This is a genomic window from Agromyces sp. PvR057 (genome assembly GCF_040547485.1).
Classification (GTDB): domain Bacteria; phylum Actinomycetota; class Actinomycetes; order Actinomycetales; family Microbacteriaceae; genus Agromyces.
This window is the reverse complement of the sequence record NZ_JBEPPT010000001.1, coordinates 1,053,616-1,071,341: the sequence shown is the minus strand read 5'-3', so window position 1 is coordinate 1,071,341 and position 17,726 is coordinate 1,053,616. Positions and strand designations below refer to the sequence as shown.

16 protein-coding genes and 1 tRNA gene are annotated in these 17,726 nt (G+C 72.6%); 5 read left to right on the top strand and 12 right to left on the bottom strand.

All coding sequences use genetic code 11. The features are described 5' to 3' along the window. Positions 1 to 154 precede the first annotated feature (154 nt). From ABIC29_RS04760 to ABIC29_RS04750, 3 genes are all read right to left on the bottom strand, one after another. A complete protein-coding gene (locus ABIC29_RS04760) occupies positions 155 to 799 on the bottom strand; it encodes a DNA-directed RNA polymerase subunit beta (protein ID WP_116081071.1) in 645 nt (214 codons plus the stop codon). A gap of 401 nt (positions 800 to 1,200) precedes the next feature. Then, positions 1,201 to 1,273 (bottom strand) — tRNA-Lys (locus ABIC29_RS04755). A gap of 464 nt (positions 1,274 to 1,737) precedes the next feature. After that, positions 1,738 to 2,787: an LLM class F420-dependent oxidoreductase gene (locus ABIC29_RS04750; protein ID WP_116081070.1), complete on the bottom strand. Its 1,050-nt coding sequence runs from the start codon at positions 2,785 to 2,787 to the stop codon at positions 1,738 to 1,740. Positions 2,788 to 3,097: 310 nt separating this feature from the next. Between ABIC29_RS04750 and ABIC29_RS04745 the strand changes: the two genes are divergently transcribed. Further along, positions 3,098 to 4,276, top strand: coding sequence for a MarP family serine protease (locus ABIC29_RS04745; RefSeq protein ID WP_354243218.1), 1,179 nt, complete (start codon positions 3,098 to 3,100; stop codon positions 4,274 to 4,276). A 10-nt stretch (positions 4,277 to 4,286) separates the two neighbouring features. Here ABIC29_RS04745 and ABIC29_RS04740 read toward each other — a convergent pair whose 3' ends face one another. Next, positions 4,287 to 5,219 (bottom strand): aldose 1-epimerase family protein, encoded by a 933-nt coding sequence (locus ABIC29_RS04740; RefSeq protein WP_116081068.1) that lies wholly within the window; start codon positions 5,217 to 5,219, stop codon positions 4,287 to 4,289. Then, entirely contained in the window at positions 5,216 to 6,103 is an 888-nt protein-coding gene (locus tag ABIC29_RS04735; RefSeq protein ID WP_116081067.1) for a DeoR/GlpR family DNA-binding transcription regulator, read from the bottom strand. The genes ABIC29_RS04740 and ABIC29_RS04735 overlap by 4 nt, the downstream gene beginning before the upstream one ends. A gap of 82 nt (positions 6,104 to 6,185) precedes the next feature. Between ABIC29_RS04735 and galT the strand changes: the two genes are divergently transcribed. Next, the gene (gene galT / locus ABIC29_RS04730) at positions 6,186 to 7,445 is read left to right on the top strand and encodes a galactose-1-phosphate uridylyltransferase (protein ID WP_354243215.1); all 1,260 of its coding nucleotides are present in this window, start codon (positions 6,186 to 6,188) and stop codon (positions 7,443 to 7,445) included. Then, on the top strand, positions 7,442 to 8,605 hold the full coding sequence (gene galK / locus ABIC29_RS04725) for a galactokinase (protein WP_354243212.1): 1,164 nt from the start codon (positions 7,442 to 7,444) through the stop codon (positions 8,603 to 8,605). The genes galT and galK overlap by 4 nt, the downstream gene beginning before the upstream one ends. A 16-nt stretch (positions 8,606 to 8,621) precedes the next feature. Here galK and ABIC29_RS04720 read toward each other — a convergent pair whose 3' ends face one another. Continuing rightward, a complete protein-coding gene (locus ABIC29_RS04720; RefSeq protein ID WP_354243209.1) occupies positions 8,622 to 9,212 on the bottom strand; it encodes a GNAT family N-acetyltransferase in 591 nt (196 codons plus the stop codon). Further along, positions 9,209 to 9,703: a YbaK/EbsC family protein gene (locus ABIC29_RS04715; RefSeq protein ID WP_116081064.1), complete on the bottom strand. Its 495-nt coding sequence runs from the start codon at positions 9,701 to 9,703 to the stop codon at positions 9,209 to 9,211. Before ABIC29_RS04715 ends, ABIC29_RS04720 begins: the two co-directional genes overlap by 4 nt. A gap of 73 nt (positions 9,704 to 9,776) precedes the next feature. Here ABIC29_RS04715 and ABIC29_RS04710 point away from each other — a divergent pair, with 73 nt between their 5' ends. Both ABIC29_RS04710 and ABIC29_RS04705 read left to right on the top strand, forming a co-directional pair. After that, a complete protein-coding gene (locus ABIC29_RS04710) occupies positions 9,777 to 11,090 on the top strand; it encodes an APC family permease (RefSeq protein ID WP_116082386.1) in 1,314 nt (437 codons plus the stop codon). A 32-nt stretch (positions 11,091 to 11,122) separates the two neighbouring features. Continuing rightward, positions 11,123 to 11,659 carry a gamma carbonic anhydrase family protein gene (locus tag ABIC29_RS04705; RefSeq protein WP_354243205.1) on the top strand — a complete coding sequence of 179 codons (537 nt, stop codon included), beginning with the start codon at positions 11,123 to 11,125 and terminating at the stop codon, positions 11,657 to 11,659. Here the strand turns inward: ABIC29_RS04705 and ABIC29_RS04700 are convergent. The 5 genes from ABIC29_RS04700 to glyA form a co-directional block, all read right to left on the bottom strand. After that, the gene (locus ABIC29_RS04700; RefSeq protein WP_354244599.1) at positions 11,615 to 13,138 is read right to left on the bottom strand and encodes a DUF6716 putative glycosyltransferase; all 1,524 of its coding nucleotides are present in this window, start codon (positions 13,136 to 13,138) and stop codon (positions 11,615 to 11,617) included. The genes ABIC29_RS04705 and ABIC29_RS04700 overlap by 45 nt on opposite strands. After that, positions 13,138 to 14,010 carry an N-acetylneuraminate synthase family protein gene (locus ABIC29_RS04695; protein ID WP_116081061.1) on the bottom strand — a complete coding sequence of 291 codons (873 nt, stop codon included), beginning with the start codon at positions 14,008 to 14,010 and terminating at the stop codon, positions 13,138 to 13,140. The genes ABIC29_RS04700 and ABIC29_RS04695 overlap by 1 nt, the downstream gene beginning before the upstream one ends. Before the next feature lie 16 nt (positions 14,011 to 14,026). After that, positions 14,027 to 15,334 (bottom strand): cytidylyltransferase domain-containing protein, encoded by a 1,308-nt coding sequence (locus ABIC29_RS04690; protein WP_354243202.1) that lies wholly within the window; start codon positions 15,332 to 15,334, stop codon positions 14,027 to 14,029. A gap of 185 nt (positions 15,335 to 15,519) precedes the next feature. Further along, positions 15,520 to 16,395, bottom strand: a complete 876-nt coding sequence (locus tag ABIC29_RS04685; RefSeq protein ID WP_354243199.1) for a bifunctional methylenetetrahydrofolate dehydrogenase/methenyltetrahydrofolate cyclohydrolase — start codon at positions 16,393 to 16,395, stop codon at positions 15,520 to 15,522. A 7-nt stretch (positions 16,396 to 16,402) separates the two neighbouring features. Continuing rightward, on the bottom strand, positions 16,403 to 17,677 hold the full coding sequence (gene glyA, locus ABIC29_RS04680) for a serine hydroxymethyltransferase (protein WP_116081057.1): 1,275 nt from the start codon (positions 17,675 to 17,677) through the stop codon (positions 16,403 to 16,405). Positions 17,678 to 17,726: the final 49 nt, after the last annotated feature.

Sequence of the window (17,726 nt, the reverse complement as noted above, 5' to 3'; positions counted from 1 at the left end):
TGTAAACGAGGCGAGGGGGTGCGGTATTCCGCGTGACCTCGAACGAGGGAGGTGAGGATGCGCGGATGCCGCGGCATCCGCCCTTGGTCGGTCGCACCGCCTCGAGCGGCCGGGCGGTCGCATGCCCCGAACGCGACCGGGCGGTCGCGACGGCTCAGTCGAGCGCGTCGCGCCGCCAGAGCCGTGCGCACGCGACGAGTTCGTCGGCGAGCTGCGTGAGCCGCAGGGCTCGCTGCGTGAGCTCGCGCGGCCGGTCGGGATGCACGTGGTCGGCGGCGTCGGCGTCATCGGCGAGGCTCGTGTAGCCGACGGCGACGAGGCGGCAGAAGGCGGCCGCCCGGTCGAGCGCGACGGCGAAGTCGCCCACGAACAGGCCGTGCAGGATGCGATCGGCGAGCTCGCGCACCTCGTCGGGGCCCGCCGGCACGGGAGCGCCCGCGACGACCTGGTCGATCGTGTGCGACACCTCGGCGCCGCGCTGGTACCCGAGGCTCACGCCCTGCGCATCCTGGCGGATGAGCGTGCGCAGCAGGTAGACCCGCCAGAGCGCACCGGGCAGGCTCTTCGCCGACGCCTGCGACCACAGCTCGGCGATCGCGTCGATGCCGTGCTCGTCGGTGTACGAGATCAGCCGGGCGACGACCTGCGGATCGGGGTCCTCGCGGACGCGCGCGAGGAGCGCCGCGGCGGTGTCGTGCGCCATGCGGCTCAGCCGTGCGGGGTCTTCGCCGCCGAGGAACGAGTCGAACTTGTGCGGCGGGAACTTGGTCGGACGGTGGAAGGAGTCGTCGGAAGCCATCGCGGCAAGAGTACCCGCTGGACCGCGACGCCCGCCCGTTCGGTCGGCGCCCGCGATCCGAGGGCGGAACGCCAATTCGCGCCCATGCGCTCAGAGGTGATCTTCGCGTGGCAGTTTCTGCAACGCACGTCGCATTTCGCGATCTCGGAGGTGATCCGCTCCCACGAGTACGCCGCCTTCACGAGTTTCATGACCTCGGCGGCCTTGTCGCAGTTCTCTCGGTGATCGAAATCGAGCACGCGGAACCGTCGAGCCCTCGTCGCATTGCAATCACGGCAGAACGACTGACGCCCGTCGGGCGACGCCGATCTTCGATTGAACGCGGTCTCCGGAAGCACCTGGCGACACGATGAACACGTCTTCACGCGAGGACGTCAACAGCAACCGCCGACATGGGAGGGTGCCCCCCGTCAGGCTCGAACTGACGACCCGCGGATTAAAAGTCCGCTGCTCTACCAACTGAGCTAGAGGGGCGCGAGCCTATTGTTCCATGAGCCGAGGGCCATGCCGAAACGCGAGGAGTCGAGCACGACGACGCGACTCGCCGTGGTCGCGCGACAGATGTCGCACCACGCCGAACGCTCACTCGATGAGCAGCACACAGCGGAGGCGTCGGCTTCACGGGCATTTGAAGCCTCGCGAACTGGACACCGTCTGGCGGGAGATCGCCCTCACTCGAGGAACGACTGCTCCCGCCCCGACGGCCCCTCCCCAAGTGTCCCCTTGGTCCGCACGACTCCGTGCGAATTGGGATTCACCGTACGCTCCTGTGCGCGCGAACACCAGTGTTTTTCCGGGAGTTTTCCGCCTGATCAGGCGGAAATGGAGGCAGGCGTCGCGCCCTCCTCCATGTGAGAGCGCGAACACGCTTCGCAACGACCGCGAGCAGCGCCTCTCGCACCGGATCCGTGCCGGAGGAACCCGGATCGACGCAGGATTCAGCCGACGAGCGAGCGGAACCCCGACATGAGCGCCACGCGCTCGGCCGAGTCGCGCGCAAGCGGCGTGACCGCGAGCGTCGTGACCCCGGCCGCGCGGAACACCTCGACCCGTTCGGCGACCTCGGAGGCCGATCCGATCAGCGAGATCGCGCGCACGAGGTCATCGGGCACGGCGGCGATGGCCTCGTCGCGGCGACCCTCGAGGTAGAGGTCCTGGATGCGCGCGGCATCCGCCTCGAACCCGTAGCTCGAGACGAGGTCGTTGTAGAAGTTCTTGCCGCGCGCACCCATGCCGCCCACGTACAGCGCGAGCTGCGGCTTCACCGAGGCGAGGGCCATGTCGGCGAGCTCGGGACGGTCGGTGATCGCGAGCGCTGGGCTCGCGAACACGTCGAGCGGGGCGAGGTCCGCCGACCGCTTCGCCGTGCCCGCGGTGAGCGCGTCGCCCCAGACATCCGCCGCCTTCTCGGGGTGGAAGAACATCGGCAGCCAGCCGTCGGCGATCTCGGCGGTCTGCTCGACGGACTTCTGGCCGAGCGAGGCGACCGTGATCGGGATGCGCTCGCGCACGGGGTGGTTGATGAGCTTCAGCGGCTTGCCGAGTCCGGTGCCCTCGCCGGCGGGCAGGGGGATGCGGTACTTCGGCCCGTCGTGCACGACCGGCTCGCGCCGCCAGGTCATGCGGCAGATGTCGATGATCTCGCGGGTTCGGCCGAGCGGCGCGTCGTAGCGGACGCCATGGAACCCCTCGATGACCTGCGGCCCCGAGGCGCCGATGCCGAGCTCGAAGCGGCCGTTCGAGACGTAGTCGAGTCCGGCTGCGGTCATCGCCGTCAGGGTCGGCGTGCGCGTGTACAGCTGGAGGATGCCGGAGGCGAGCGTGATCTTCGAGGTGCGCGCCGCGAGGAATCCGAGTTGGCTGACGGCGTCGAACGAGTACGCCTCGGGGACGGCGATGAGATCGACGCCCGCCTGCTCGAGTTCGGCGACCTCGTCGGCCACCTCGCGGAACCCGCCCGCGTAGTTCAGGAACATCCCGACGCGCATGTCACTCCTCATCGTGTGATCGGCCGACGATCGCGACCCCTCCGAGGCTAACCGAAGGGGTCGCGCGGGCGCCGGGCGATTGTGCGGCGACCACGAGCTGCGACCGCGGGCGGCGCCATCCGTGGTGGATATCCGTGAACGGCGTGCGTTCGGCACGGCACGGCGGCGTGCGTTCGGCACGGCACGGCGGCGTGCGTTCGGCACGGCACGGCGGCGCGGCTCGCAGCATGCTCCGAGGCGGATGCCTCAGGCTTGGGTTCGCGACGACGATCACCGAGACCCGGATCATCACGCCGACGAACGGAGGACCATGGGCTGGAGCCTGCTGCTCGACGTCCTGCTCGTGCTCCTGTTCATCGGCGCCGTCGTGAACGGCTACCGCGCGGGGCTGCTCCGCACGGCCGCCGGGCTCATCGGCGTGCTGCTCGGCGCCGTCGCCGCCGCGTTCGTGATGCCATGGGTGATGGGGGTCGTCGCCGCGCCGGAGTGGCGGGCGCCCGCGGCGATCGGCGCGGCGCTCCTGCTCGTCTCGATCGGCGGCGCGGCCGGCGGTGCCCTCGGCGCCGCACTCGGGCGCGGCGCCGAGGCCGTGAAGCTCGGCGTCGTCGACCGCCTGCTCGGCGCGGTCGGCAACCTGTTCGTGACGGTGCTCGTCGTGGTGCTCGTGGCCTCCGGCGTCTCGGCCATGGGCGTGCCGGTCGTGTCGCCGGCCATCGCCGGCTCCCGCGTGCTCGGCACGATCGAGGCGCTCACGCCGACGCCGGCGCAGCGGTTCCTCGCCGAGGTGCGATCCGCGGCGGTCGGCGAGGCGCTGCCGTGGCTCGTCGACGTGCTCGAGGTGCCATCGGAGGCGCCGACGCTGCCCTCGGGCGGCGTCGACGACGCCGAGATCGCCAGGGCCGCGGCATCCGTCGTCAGGGTCACCGGCACCGCCTTCGAGTGCGGCGTCTCGATGTCGGGCAGCGGATTCGTGATCGCCCCCGACCGCGTGGTGACGAACGCGCACGTCGTGGCCGGAGTCGACGAGCCGGTCGTCGAGACGCCAGGGCTCGGGGCGCGCTCCGGCGAGATCGTCGCGTTCGACGCCGACCTCGATCTTGCCGTCATCGCCGTCGACGGGCTCGACGCACCGGCGCTGCCGGTGGCGGATGCCGCGGCGGGCGCCGACGTCGCGATCGCCGGGTACCCGTTCGGCGGGCCGTTGGACCTTCGGCCCGGGCAGGTCATGTCGGTCGGCCAGGTGACGTTCCGCGAGCCGGACGGCACGTCGACGCGCGACGTGATGACCCTCGCGGCCGACGTCGACCACGGCAACTCGGGCGGCCCGGTGCTCACGGGCGACGGCGAGGTCGGCGGTGTCGTCTTCGCCAAGTCGGAGACGGTCGAGAACGTGGGATTCGCGATCCCGGTGTCGACCCTGAACGCCTTCGCGGGCGCCGCGGCGACGCTCGATCAGCCGGTCGACTCCGGCAGCTGCTCGACGGGCTGAGCCGTCGGCCCTACTCGGCCGTGAACCCCGAGAAGCGGATGCCCCACGACAGCTCCCAGGCCTCGCCGGGGTCGAGCAGGCGCAGTCCGCGACCCGAGTTGAACGCCTCGGCCGGCGCGGTCATGGGCTCGATCGCGATCGCGACCCCGTCTTCGCCGGGGAACCGGTTCGACGTGTACACCTGCACGTAGGCGAACTCGTCGTCGGCCCAGAGCGACACGCTGCGGCCGTCGGGCGCGGTGAGCGAATGCTCGACCTCGCCGTCGTGGTCGGCGACCTCGCCGAACGCGTCGTCGAGCGAGAGGTCGGCGACCCGGCGGCCCTCGCGGAGGTCCCATTCGGTGCCGTCGACGGGCACCTCGCCGGTCGGCAGCAGGCGGTCGTCGACCTCGATGTGGCTGGCGGCGTCGAGCTTCAGCACGAGGTCGCCCGTCGGCACGCCGCCGATCTTGAGGTACGGGTGCGTGCCGATGGCGACGGGTGCCGCCTCGCCGCCCTGGTTCTCGATGTGGTGCGTGACGCGCAGGCCGTCGGCGACGAGTTCGTAGTGCACGGCGGTCTCGAGCAGGTACGGGTATCCGAGCTGCGGGTAGATGTTCGCCGCGAGGGTGACCGAGTCGCGCTGCTGGTCGACGACACGGTACTCGGCGTAGCGCAGCAGTCCGTGGATCGCGTTGTTGTACTTGGGCTCGGTGATCGCGAGGCGGTGTTCGACGCCCTCGTCGTCGCGCCAGATGCCGTCGCGGATGCGGTTCGGCCACGGCACGAGCACGATGCCCGCACCCATGGGTGCCGGGAGGTCTTCGGAGTACTCGGGAACGAGGTCGATGCCGTTGATGCTGAGGGTGCGGATGCCGGCGGCCACGGCCGTGATCGTTGCGCGGAGATCACCGCTCGCGGTCGAGGTCTCGAGCACGAACTGCTCGCCCGTGGGTAGCGTCATGGATCCACTCTAGGGTCTCGCGCAATCGCCGTCGCGAGGCCGACCTCGCGCAGTTCCGCGATGAGCGGGGCGGGTGCCGCGGCATCCGTGATGAGGGTGTCGAAGGCGTCGACGGCGGCGATGCGGCCGAGATGGACCTCGCCGAGCTTGCTCGCGTCGGCGACGACGATCGAACGGGCCGCGGCCTTCAGCATCATGGCCTTCACCGACGCCTCCGGCAGGTTCGCGTTCGTGACCCCGTGCAGCGGGTCGACGCCGTTGCAGCCGATGAACGCGAGGTCGACGTGCACCTCGTCGAGGATCGAGCCCGCGAGCGGGTGCACGAGCGAGTGCTGCTTCGGCCGCAGGCTGCCGCCGGTGACGATGACCGTGAACCGCGGGATCTCGGGCTCGAGTTCGAGCGCGATCGACAGGCCGTTCGTGAACACCGTCAGGTCGTCGAGATCGGTGCGGGCGCGCAGCGCGCGAGCGATCTGCAGCGTCGTGGTGCCGACGTCGAGGATGACGCTCTGGCCGCTGCGCACGAGGGAGGCCGCGTGCACGCCGATGAGGCGCTTCGGCTCGACGGATGCCGCGAGCGCCTCTTCGAAACTCGGTTCCCGTGCGGGCCGCTCGGCCTCGATGAGCGAGCCGAGCGGAACGGCTCCGCCGTGCACCCGGCGGATCGAGCCTCGGCGTTCGAGGGCGTCGAGGTCGGCTCGGGCGGTGACGGTCGTGACGCCGAAGACGCTGCTGAGCTCGGCGACGCGCACGAACCCGCGTTCGGCGACGAGGGCGAGGGCGCGTTCGCGGCGCTCGGGGGCGGGCAGCGCGGGGACCGGCAGCGCGGCCGGCACCCCCCCGGGGCCGGTCGAGGGCGGTGGCTCGTGCGCGGCATCCGTCATCCTCGTATCTTCGGCGACCGGGGCTGATTTTGCAATACGAAACCCGGTTGTTTGCAAAACGAAAAGCGCGTAGGGTTGCCGCGTGCATGACACCGACCCGGTCCTCGACCCCGCCATCGCCGTTCGCCCGGCCGTGCTCGCCGACGGCCGCGACCTCATCTACTTCGACGACGCCGACACCGCGCTGAGCGCCGAGCGCTCGGTCGACGCGCGCACGCTCGACCCGCGCCCGGCCAACGCGCACATGCGGCAGGACCCGCTCACCGGCGAGTGGGTCTCGATCGCGGCCGCACGCCAGAACCGGGTCGTGCTGCCGCCCGCGCACCTCGACCCGCTCGCCCCGCAGACGCCCGACAACCCGTCGGAGATCCCGAGCGTCTACGACGTCGCCGTCTTCGAGAACCGCTCGCCCTCGTTCGGCCCGGCGCTCGGCGACCCCGGTGCGTCCGACGCCGACGCCCTCGCCGACCTCCGTCGCATCGGGCTCGAGCGCACGAAGACGTCGATCGGCCGCTGCGAGGTCGTCTGCTTCAGCCCCGCCCACGAGGGCTCGTTCGGCTCGCTCTCGCGGTCGCGCGCACGCACCGTGATCGAGGCGTGGGCGCACCGCACCGCCGCGCTCTCGGCGCTGCCGGGCGTGCAGGAGGTGTTCCCCTTCGAGAACCGCGGCCGCGAGATCGGCGTCACCCTGCCGCACCCGCACGGCCAGATCTACTCCTACCCCTACATCACGCCGCGCACCGAACGCCTGCTCGCCGCGATCGACGACTACGGCCCCACCCTCATGGCCGACATCCTCGAGCGCGAGCGCAACGGCCCGCGCGTGCTGCTCACGGGCGAGCACTGGACCGCGTTCGTGCCGTTCGCCGCGCGCTGGCCCATCGAGGTGCACCTGCTGCCGCACCGCCACGTGCCCGACTTCGCCGCGACCACGCTCGCCGAACGCGACGAGCTCGCCGGGCTCTACCTGCAGCTGCTGCGCGGCATCGACCGGCTCTACGACTCCCCCACGCCGTACATCGCGGCCTGGCACCAGGCGCCGGTGCACGAGCACCGCGACGACGTGCGGCTCATGCTGCAGATCACGAGCCCCCGCCGTGCGGCCGACAAGCTGAAGTTCCTCGCCGGGTCCGAGGCCGCGAAGGGCGCCTGGATCGGCGACGTCGCCCCCGAGACCGCGGCCGAGGCGCTCCGCCGGGCCATCGCGGCCGCAACGGGCGAGGAGCACGCGACCACGAGCGAGCACCCGACGCCGGATGCCGCGGCATCCGCGCCGACGGACACCACGACCACGACCGCACCGGCCGCGCCGGCATCCGACACCGAAGGACCCCGAGCATGACCGAGACCCCCGTCGAGACCGTGACGAGCGGCTTCATCGAGCGCTACGGGCACGAGCCCGTCGGCGTGTGGTCGGCACCCGGCCGCGTGAACCTCATCGGCGAGCACACCGACTACAACGACGGCTTCGTGTTCCCGTTCGCGATCGACCAGCGCGCGAGCGTCGCGCTCGGCATCCGCGCCGACCGGCTCGTCAGGGTCTCGTCGACGTTCGCGGCCGAGCCCGTCGAGGTGCACCTCGACGAGCTCTCGCCCGACCGCCTCGAGGGGTGGGCGGCCTACCCGCTCGGCGTCGCGTGGGCGCTCGGCCAGTTCGGCGCCGACCTCGAGCACGTCGGCGGCGTCGACCTGCACATCGCGAGCACCGTCCCGGTCGGCGCCGGCCTGTCGTCGTCGGCCGCGATCGAGAGCTCGGTCGCGCTCGCGCTCGACGAGCACTGGGGCCTCGGCCTCGACCGGCCGACGCTCGCGAAGGTCGGGCAGCTCGCCGAGAACCGGGTCGTCGGCGCACCGACGGGCATCCTCGACCAGTCGGCCTCGCTGCTCTCCGAGGCCGACGCGGCCGTGTTCCTCGACTGCCGCAGCCTCGACGCCGAGGTGATCCCGCTCGGCCTCGTCGACGACGGCCTCTCGATCCTCGTCATCGACACGAACGTGTCGCACGCCCACGCCACTGGCGGCTACGCGGCCAGGCGCGCCTCGTGCGAGGCGGGCGCGTCGGCGCTCGGCGTCGACTCGCTGCGCGACGTGCGCGTCGACGACCTCGAGCGCGCCGCGACCGTGCTCGACGACGAGACGTTCCGCCGGGTGCGCCACATCGTGACCGAGAACCAGCGGGTGCTCGACACGGTCCGCACGCTGCGCGAGCAGGGCGCCGGCGCGATCGGGCCACTGCTCGACGCCTCGCATGTGTCGATGCGCGACGACTTCGAGATCACCGTGCCCGAGGTCGACCTCGCGGTCGAGATCGCCCAGTCGAACGGCGCGATCGGCGCGCGCATGACCGGCGGCGGATTCGGCGGCTCGGCGATCGCCGTCGTGATCGATGCGCTCGTGCCCGTCATCGAGCGCGAGGTGAAGGCCGCGTTCGCCGCGGAGGGCTATCGCGCGCCGACCACGTTCGTCGTGCGCCCGAGCCAGGGCGCGCGCCGCGACGTCTGACGTCGGGCCCGCCTGATCACGGCTGCCTGAGCTCCTGCACCCCGCCGGCCCATTCGTCGGCGAGGATCGCGTAGGTGAATCCGTCGACCCAGCCGAGTTCGGCGTGCCACGAGTCGCGGACCCCGTGCTGCTCGCGGCGCATGCCGAGCTTCTCCATGACCCGCCAGGACGCCCGGTTGTCGGCGAAGCATCCGGCGGTGACCCGGTGCAGCCCGAGCTCGGTGAACGCGAGCTCGAGCAGGGCTCGGGCGATGTCGGTGGCGTAGCCCTTCCCGGCGTGCGCCGGATCGATCAGGTACCCGAGCAACCCCTCCGACCGGCGCCACGCATCGCCGTCGAACTGTCCCATGCCGTCGCTCACGTCGAGCGAGCCGGTGCCGACGATCATGCCGTCGACGGCGGCGACGACGGCGTGCTGGTCGGGATCATCGAGGGTCTCGAGCCACGCCGCCACGTACGCCTCGGGATCGACCGTGGTGCGCAGCAGCCATCGCGTGACCTCGGGCTCGTTGCGCCACTCGAGCACGCGTTCGAGGTCATCGCGCGTGGGAGCGCGGAGCTCGAGCGGCCCGGCGATGCGCGGCCAGGCCACGGTGCCGGCCGTCACGACGCGGCATCCAGCGGCGGCTCGACCGCGTGCGGCGTGCCGCCCGTGATGCGCACGAGGTCGGCGAACGTGGTCGGGAACACCGTCTTGGCGTGTCCGGCGGCCGCCCAGACCTCGTCGTAGCCGGCGAGATCGACGTCGACGATGGTGCGCACGGGCGTCGGGTGCCCGACGGGCGCGACGCCGCCGATGACCTGCCCCGTGGCATCCTTCACCGTCTCCTTCGATGCACGCCCGATGACGCCGCCCAACTGCCCGCCGAGCCACTGGGTGTCGACCCGGTGCGCGCCGGAGGTGAGCACGAGGATGGGCTCGTCGTCGAGCGTGAACACGAGCGAGTTCGCGATCTGGCCGACCTCGACGCCGAGCGCGTCGGCCGCGAGCTGGGCGGTCGTGACCGCGTCGTCGAACCAGACGATCTCGGGCGCGAGCCCCTGGCTCGCGAGGGCTTCGGCGACGCGGTCGACCGCAGGGTGGGAGGTGGTTGCCATGCGTCGATCCTACGAACGCGAACGGATGCCGCGGGCCACCGCCGCGACATCCCGATGGCGTAGGGTGCCGACCGTGACCGACCGCCCCGCCCTCGCCCGCCGACTCGGACTCCGCGACGCCGTGGCGATCGGGCTCGCGTCGATGATCGGGGCCGGCGTGTTCGCGGTGTGGATCCCCGCGGCGCAGGCGGCGGGCGCGTGGCTGCTCGGCGGTCTCGCGATCGCGGCGTTCGTCGCCTACGCGAACGCGAGCTCGACGGGCCAGCTCGCCGCGCGGTACCCGGAGTCCGGCGGCGCCTACCGGTACGGGCGCGAGCGCCTCGGCGAGTGGCCCGGGTTCCTCGCGGGATGGGGGTTCGTCGTCGGCAAGACGGCGAGCTGCGCGGCGATGGCGTTGACCGCGGCCGACTACCTCGTGCCCGGGCCGTGGGAGAAGCCGGTCGCCGTGCTCGCGGTGCTCGTGCTCGCGGGCGTCAACCTGCTCGGCATCACGCGCACGGCCCGGGCGGCGACCGTGATCGTCACGGTGGTGCTCGCGGTCCTGGCACTGGTCGTCGTCGCCGGGGCGGGCCACCTGTTCGAGGTCGGCCTGCCGCCGTCGGCAGAGGTCGAGCCGCCGTCCCTCGGGTGGTTCGGCCTGCTGCAGTCGGCCGGCCTGCTGTTCTTCGCCTTCGCCGGGTACGCGCGCATCGCGACGCTCGGCGAGGAGGTGCGCGATCCGGCGCGCACCATCCCCCGCGCGATCGCGACGTCGCTCGGCATCGCCCTCGCCCTGTTCGCGACGATCGCGGTCGTGCTCCTCCTCGTGCTCGGGCCGGCGACCCTCGCGGCCGCCGACGATGCACCGCTCGCCGACCTGGTGTCCGCGAGCGGCTGGGACTGGATGGTGCCCGTCGTGCGCGTCGCCGCCGCCCTCGCCGCGTGCGGCGCGCTGCTCGCGCTCATCGCGGGCATCGGCCGGACGGCGCTCGCGATGGCGCGCGATCGCGAGCTGCCCGCACCGCTGGCTGCGGTGCACCCCAGCGCCCAAGTGCCCTACGTCGCCGAGATCGTCGTCGCGGCGATCGTCGTCGCGCTCGTGCTGGTCGTCGACCTGCGCGGCGCCATCGGGTTCAGCTCGTTCGGCGTGCTCGTCTACTACCTGGTCGCGAACGCCGCCGCGCTCACGCAACCCGCATCCGAACGCCGCGTTCCGCGATGGCTCAGCGCCGCGGGGGCGGTCGGATGCCTCGTGCTCGTCGTCACGCTGCCGATCGAGGCGGTGCTCGGCGGGCTCGTCGTCTTCGCGGTCGGCGTCGGCGCCCGCATCGTGCGCACGAGCGTCGCGCGCCGGCGACCGCCGACGGACCCGCGCGGACGGGGCGGATCGGGCGGATCCGACTCCTGAACGGCCCCGCGGACCGAGGCTAGGCTGGCGCCATGAGCGCAGACCCGTCCGCCCGCATCATCACCATCCCCGGCGTCCCAGCGCCCGAGCTGCACCCGACGGCGTTCGTCGCGGCCGGCGCGGTGCTCGTGGGCGACGTGCGCCTCGCCGCCGACGCGAGCGTCTGGTACAACGCGGTGCTGCGCGCCGAGGCGGAGCCGATCGTCATCGGCGAGCGCTCGAACCTGCAGGACACCGTCGCCTGCCATGTCGACCGCGGGTTCCCGCTCGTGGTCGGCGACGGCGTCTCGGTCGGGCACGGCGCGGTGCTGCACGGCTGCACGGTCGAGGACGACTGCCTCGTCGGCATGAACGCGACCGTGCTGAACGGCGCCGTCATCGGCGCCGGGTCGCTCGTGGCGGCGGGGGCCGTGGTGCTCGAGGGCACGGTCGTGCCGCCCGGGTCGCTCGTGGCCGGCGTGCCGGCGAAGGTGCGCCGCGAGCTCACCCCGGACGAGCAGGCCGGCATCCGACGCAACGCCGAGTCATACCTCGGCCATGTCGAGCGGCACTCGGCGCCCCTCGACTGACGACGCCGCGTTCGGCACTCGTCCTTCGGGAGCCGCGTCGTGCGGCGGCACCGTGGTCCACCCGTCGGCGCGCCGCGGCGCCGCGACCGGCGCCCCGCCACGTGCGAGCCGCGCCCGAAGGCGGCGTGCATGACGCACGAGTCCGCGCGCCGGCACCCCGACGCCCCACGCGAGCGAGCCCAGCAGGCTGCGGTCGTGCGCGCCGAGCATGCGCCGCCGCTCGAACGCCGAGCGCAGCACGCCGCCCGACAGGTCTCTTCGGCGCGCGAGCGGCCTGAGCGGCACGACGTCGCGCGCCTCGACGAAGGCGTGGAGGCGCCTGACCCAGTCGGCCGCTTCGACGGCGTGGAAGTAGTTGTCGGTGCGCCACGCGGCATCCGCGGTCCTGAACCGCCCTTCGACCAGGTCTGCGGTCGACCCGAGCAGCCCCGACCCCTCGAAGACGACGTTGATCATCGCCGGCGAGACGCCGTAGTCGTCGACGACGAGCGCGGGCAGGTCGAGGGCGACGGCCTCGAGCACGGCCGTCGAGCTCACCGTGACGAGCGCGGCGGCGCGTGCGAGCTTGTCGGCCATCGGGCCGTCCTCGACGACGAGGTTCGCGGGCGCGTCGACCTCGGACATCAGGTCGGCGAAGTCGAACGTCTCGTCGTGCGTCTGCGCCTCGCCGCGGCGGGCGCGGACCTTCACGACCACGCGCTGGTCCGGTCGCCGCCTCGCGAGCTCGGCCAGCGCACCGAGCAGGTGCACGCGGTCCTCGCGTGCCGCCGGCACCTTGGCCTGCGTCGCGAAGACGATGTCGGTGCGAGCGGATGCCGCGTGCCCGGCGTCGGCCGTCGCGGACCCGCCCGCCGCGGCATCCGTCGCTCCGGTCCGGGGCGAGGCGGCGACGGCCGGTGCGCCGACGTGCGAGGCACGGGCGTCAGCCTCGCCCGCGCCGGCCCCGGCGAGGAACGGCAGCGTCGCGAGCGCGAAGGTGGTCCCGAGGCCGAGCTCGGCCGCGTTCGTCCGGAACTCGCGCACCTCGCGGCGGCTGTGCAGCACCACGAGATCGGTCTGCTCGCGGTAGATCACGGCCTTCGGCACCGCGGGGATCGTGAGGCCCGGGAACCCGCTCACGAGCACCGGGCGATCGGCACGGCGTTCGAGGATCGGCGCGACGACCCGCACGAACGGGCCGCGCAACGACAGCAGCACCGCGTGCGGATCGAACACGTCGAGGAGACCGTCGAGGTCGTCGAGGTGCACGACCCTCGTGCGGGCCGCCGAGAACCGCGTGCCCGCGAGCGCGTGCTCGAGTTGCGTCGCACTCGGCTGCACGGGCGACGCGAGCACCACGAGCTGCACCTGCCAGGGCGTCGGCAGCGTCGAGGCGAGCGCCGCACCCCATTTCACGTAGGAGTCGGAGTCGGCGACGACGAGCAGGCGCCGGCCCGCGGCATCCGAGGCTCCCGACGCGCTGCTCGACCTCGCGAACATCACGCGGGCACCCGGCGGAGCTTCGCCCGCGGCGCCTCCTCACCGGGGAACACGCGCTTGACCCCGTCGCCCATGGCGTCGCCGATGATCCGGATGTCGCGCACGAGGTGGTCGAATCCCTGCGGCTCGAGCGACGCGGCCTGGTCGGAGCCCCACATCGAGCGGTCGAGCGTGATGTGCCGTTCGACGGCGAGGGCGCCGAGCGCGACGGCCGCGAGCGAGATCTGCAGGCCGCGCTCGTGACCCGAGTAGCCGATCGGCACCCCTGGGTACCGGGAGCGCAGCGTCTCGATCATGCGGAGGTTCGCCTCGTGCTCGGGCATCGGGTAGCTCGAGGTGGCGTGCATGACCACGAGCCGCTCGCGGTCGAGGCGGTCGATGGCGCGATCGATCTCGTCCATGGTCGACATGCCCGTCGAGAGGATGATCGGCTTGCCGGTCGCGGCGAGCGCGTCGAGGAGCTCGAGGTCGGTGAGCGAGGCCGACGCGACCTTGTGCGCGACCACGTCGAGGCCCTCGAGGAAGGCGACCGACGGCACGTCCCACGGGGAGGCGAACCAGTCGACGCCCGCGCGCATCGCGTAGGACGCGATCTCGAGGTACTCGGCCTCGCCGAACTCGACGCGGTGCCGGTACTCGAGGTAGGTCATCGTGCCCCACGGCGTCTCGCGCGGCACGTCGCGCATGTGCTCCGGCGTCGCGATCTCGGGCGTGCGCTTCTGGAACTTCACCGCCTGCGCACCCGCTTCGACCGCGACGTCGATGAGCCGCTTCGCGATATCGACATCGCCGTTGTGGTTGAGCCCGATCTCGCCGATGACGTAGACGGGATTTCCGGGGCCGATCAGCGATCGTCCGATGCGCACCGACAAGGGCTGCTCCTCATGTTCAGCGCGCCGCAGCGCGCAGGTGGGTGGGGTGGTCGTGATCGGGATGGCCGTGGTCGGCCGGCCCGGACGGGTCGTCCGTCGCGGCATGATCGCGCGCGGCGATGACGAGGTCGGCGAGCTCGCGCACGGCGCCGTGGCCGCCCGCGCGGTCGAGCACGTGACGGGCGGCGGCGAGCACGTCGGGCACCGCGTCCCGCACGGCGACGGGCCAGCCCACGAGCTCGAGCGCGGGCAGGTCGTTGCGGTCGTTGCCGACGTACGCGATGCGATCCAGGCGGATGCCGCGGGCGAGCGCCCACTCGGCGAGCGCCTCCCCCTTCGCGTCGACGCCGTGCAGGCACTCGACGCCGAGCTTCTCGGCGCGCCGGGCGACGACCGGGTTCGCCTCGGCGCTCAGGATGAGCACGGGGACCCCAGCAGCCCGGAGTCGCGCCACGCCCGCGCCGTCGCTGCGGCTCACGCGCACCGATTCCCGGCCGAGCGTGTCGACCCAGGCCGTGTCGTCGGTGTGCACGCCGTCGAAGTCGGTCACGATCGCGTCGACGTCGATGATCGGATGCCGCGGATCGCCGCTCGCATCGAGCGCGTCGACCGACCGGGCGAGCAGGCGGGCCCGCTCGAGGTCCGCGGCGTCGTCGATCTCGATCGCGTGGTCCGGTCGCACCGGCGCGAGGCCGACGCGTCCGAAGAAGCGGTGCCCGGCCTGCAGGAACCCGTCGGCGCGCATGACGTAGAACGCGCCCGTCTCGGCGTACTCGGGCTCCCGATCCTGCCGGCGGGGGCGGGTGGACGCCACGTGGTTGACGCCGTCGGCGCCGGCATCCGTCTGCCGCCACAGGAACACGTGACTCGGCACCGCCGAGAAGACGACGTCTTCGTGGCCGTGCTGCACGCGATCGACGGCGAGGTCGAGCGCCGTCGGGTCGATGAACGGCGACGTCGCCTGGACGAACACGAGCACGTCGGGGCGCACGCCCGTGTGCGCGGCGATGCTGTGCAGCGCATGGCGGAGCGCGGACTCGGAGGTCGCCGTGTCGCCGGACAGGTCGGCGGGCCGTCGGACCACGCCGGCGCCGGCCGCCTGCGCGACCTCCGCGATGCGGTCGTCGTCCGTGGACACGACCACGGCGTCGATGCGGCGGGCCGCCGCCGCCGCGCGCACCGCGCGGGCCACGAGCGGGACGCCGCCGACCTCCGCGAGGTTCTTGCCCGGCAGGCCCTTCGAGCCGCCGCGCGCGGGGATCACCGCGATGACCTGCGGTGCGGGGTGCATGGCGCGACCCGACGGCCGCCCGTCTTCGAGCATGCTGCGACGCTACGGGCGGCCCGTTGACGCGCCCTTGCGCCGGGATGATCACCGGGTGAACGCCCGGCGACCTGCAGACGACGGTCGTCGACCCCACAAGCCCCGACGAGACGGCGGATGCCGCAGGCCTCGGCCCGCGGCATCCGCCGTGCTTCGTGGTGCTCGCCCGTGCGGGCGCTCGAGTGCTACCCGCGCTCGGCCGCCTTGACGACGTTCGCGAGCAGCATCGCGCGGGTCATCGGGCCCACGCCGCCGGGGTTCGGCGAGAGGTGCCCGGCGATCTCGGCGACCGCGGGGTCGACGTCGCCCGTGAGGCGGCCCTTGCCCGTCGCCTCGTCGATCACCCGGGTGATGCCAACGTCGAGCACCGCGGCGCCCGGCTTGACCCAGTCGGGCTTCACGAGGTGCGGCACGCCGACGGCGGCCACGACGATGTCGGCGCGACGCACCTCGGCGGCCAGGTCGACCGTGCGCGAGTGGGTGAGCGTGACCGTCGCGTCGAGGCCCTTGCGCGTGAGCAGCAGGCCGAGCGGGCGCCCGACCGTGATGCCGCGGCCGATGACGGCGACCTGGCGGCCGGCGATCGGCACGTCGTAGCGCTGCAGCATCTCGACGATGCCGGCCGGCGTGCACGGCAGCGGCGACGCGAGCTCGCCCGCGACGCCGAGCACGAGGCGCCCGAGGTTGGTCGGGTGCAGTCCGTCGGCGTCCTTGTCGGGGTCGATGAGCTCGAGCATCGCGTTCTCGTCGTGCCCGGCCGGCAGCGGCAGCTGCACGATGTAGCCCGTGACCTCGGATGCCGCGTTCAGGTCGGCGATCGCGGCGCGCACGTCGGCCGGGCTCGCCGTGGCCGGCAGGTCGACGCGGATCGACTCGATGCCGACCTCGGCGCAGTCGCGGTGCTTGCCCGCGACGTACGAGCGCGAACCGGGGTCGTCGCCGACGAGCAGCGTGCCGAGGCCGGGCACGACGCCCTTCGCGCGGAGCGCCGCGATGCGCGACGCCAGCTCGGACTTGACGGCGGTGGCCGTGGCCACGCCGTCGAGCGTGATGGCGGTCATCTGCGGCCTACTGCGCGAGGCCCGGGTACAGCGGGAACGCCGCCGTGAGCGCCTCGACCCGCGAGCGGAGCTCGGCGACATCCGCCTCGCCCTGGAGCGCGAGCGCGATGATGTCGGCGACCTCGGTGAACTCGGCGTCGCCGAACCCGCGGGTCGCGAGCGCCGGCGTGCCGATGCGCAGGCCGGAGGTGACCATCGGCGGACGCGGGTCGAACGGCACCGAGTTGCGGTTCACCGTGATGAGCGCCTCGTGCAGGAGGTCTTCGGCCTGCTGGCCGTCGATCTTCGAGTTGCGGAGGTCGGCGAGCACGAGGTGCACGTCGGTGCCGCCGGTGAGCACGTCGACGCCGGCCGCACGCGAGTCGTCGGCCGTGAGGCGCGCGGCGAGGATCTGCGCGCCGCGGATGGTGCGCTCCTGCCGGTTCTTGAACTCCTCGGACGCCGCGATCTTGAACGCCGTGGCCTTCGCCGCGATGACGTGCATGAGCGGACCGCCCTGCTGGCCCGGGAACACGTTGGAGTTCAGCTTCTTGGCGAGCTCGGTGTCGCGCGAGACGATGAAGCCCGAGCGCGGTCCGCCGATGGTCTTGTGCACCGTGCTCGACACGACGTCGGCGTAGGGCACGGGCGACGGGTGCAGGCCCGCGGCCACGAGGCCGGCGAAGTGCGCCATGTCGACCCAGAGCTTCGCGCCGACCTCGTCGGCGATCGCACGGAACGCGGCGAAGTCGAGGTGACGCGGGTAGGCCGACCAGCCGGCGATGATGACCTGCGGCTTGTGCTCGAGCGCCTTGTCGCGCACGACGTTCATGTCGACGAGGAACGTCTCGGGGTCGACGCCGTACGACACGGCGTTGTAGAGCTTGCCCGAGAAGTTGAGCTTCATGCCGTGCGTGAGGTGGCCGCCGTGCGCGAGCTCGAGGCCGAGGATCGTGTCGCCCGGCGTCGCGATCGCGGAGAGCACGGCCGCGTTGGCGGTCGCGCCGGAATGGGGCTGCACGTTCGCGTACTCGGCGCCGAACAGGCTCTTCGCGCGCTCGATCGCGAGCGACTCGGCGACGTCGACGTACTCGCAGCCGCCGTAGTAGCGACGGCCGGGGTAGCCCTCGGCGTACTTGTTGGTGAGCACCGACCCCTGCGACTGCAGCACCGAGACGGGAACGAAGTTCTCGCTCGCGATCATCTCGAGGTAGTCGCGCTGGCGACCGAGCTCGAGCTCGAGCACCTCGGCGATCTCGGGATCGACCTCGGACAGGGGGGCGTTGAAAACGGACTCGGCCAAGACTGGCTCCTTCAGTGACGGTACGGACCAAACGAGGGTTCCTCGTCGC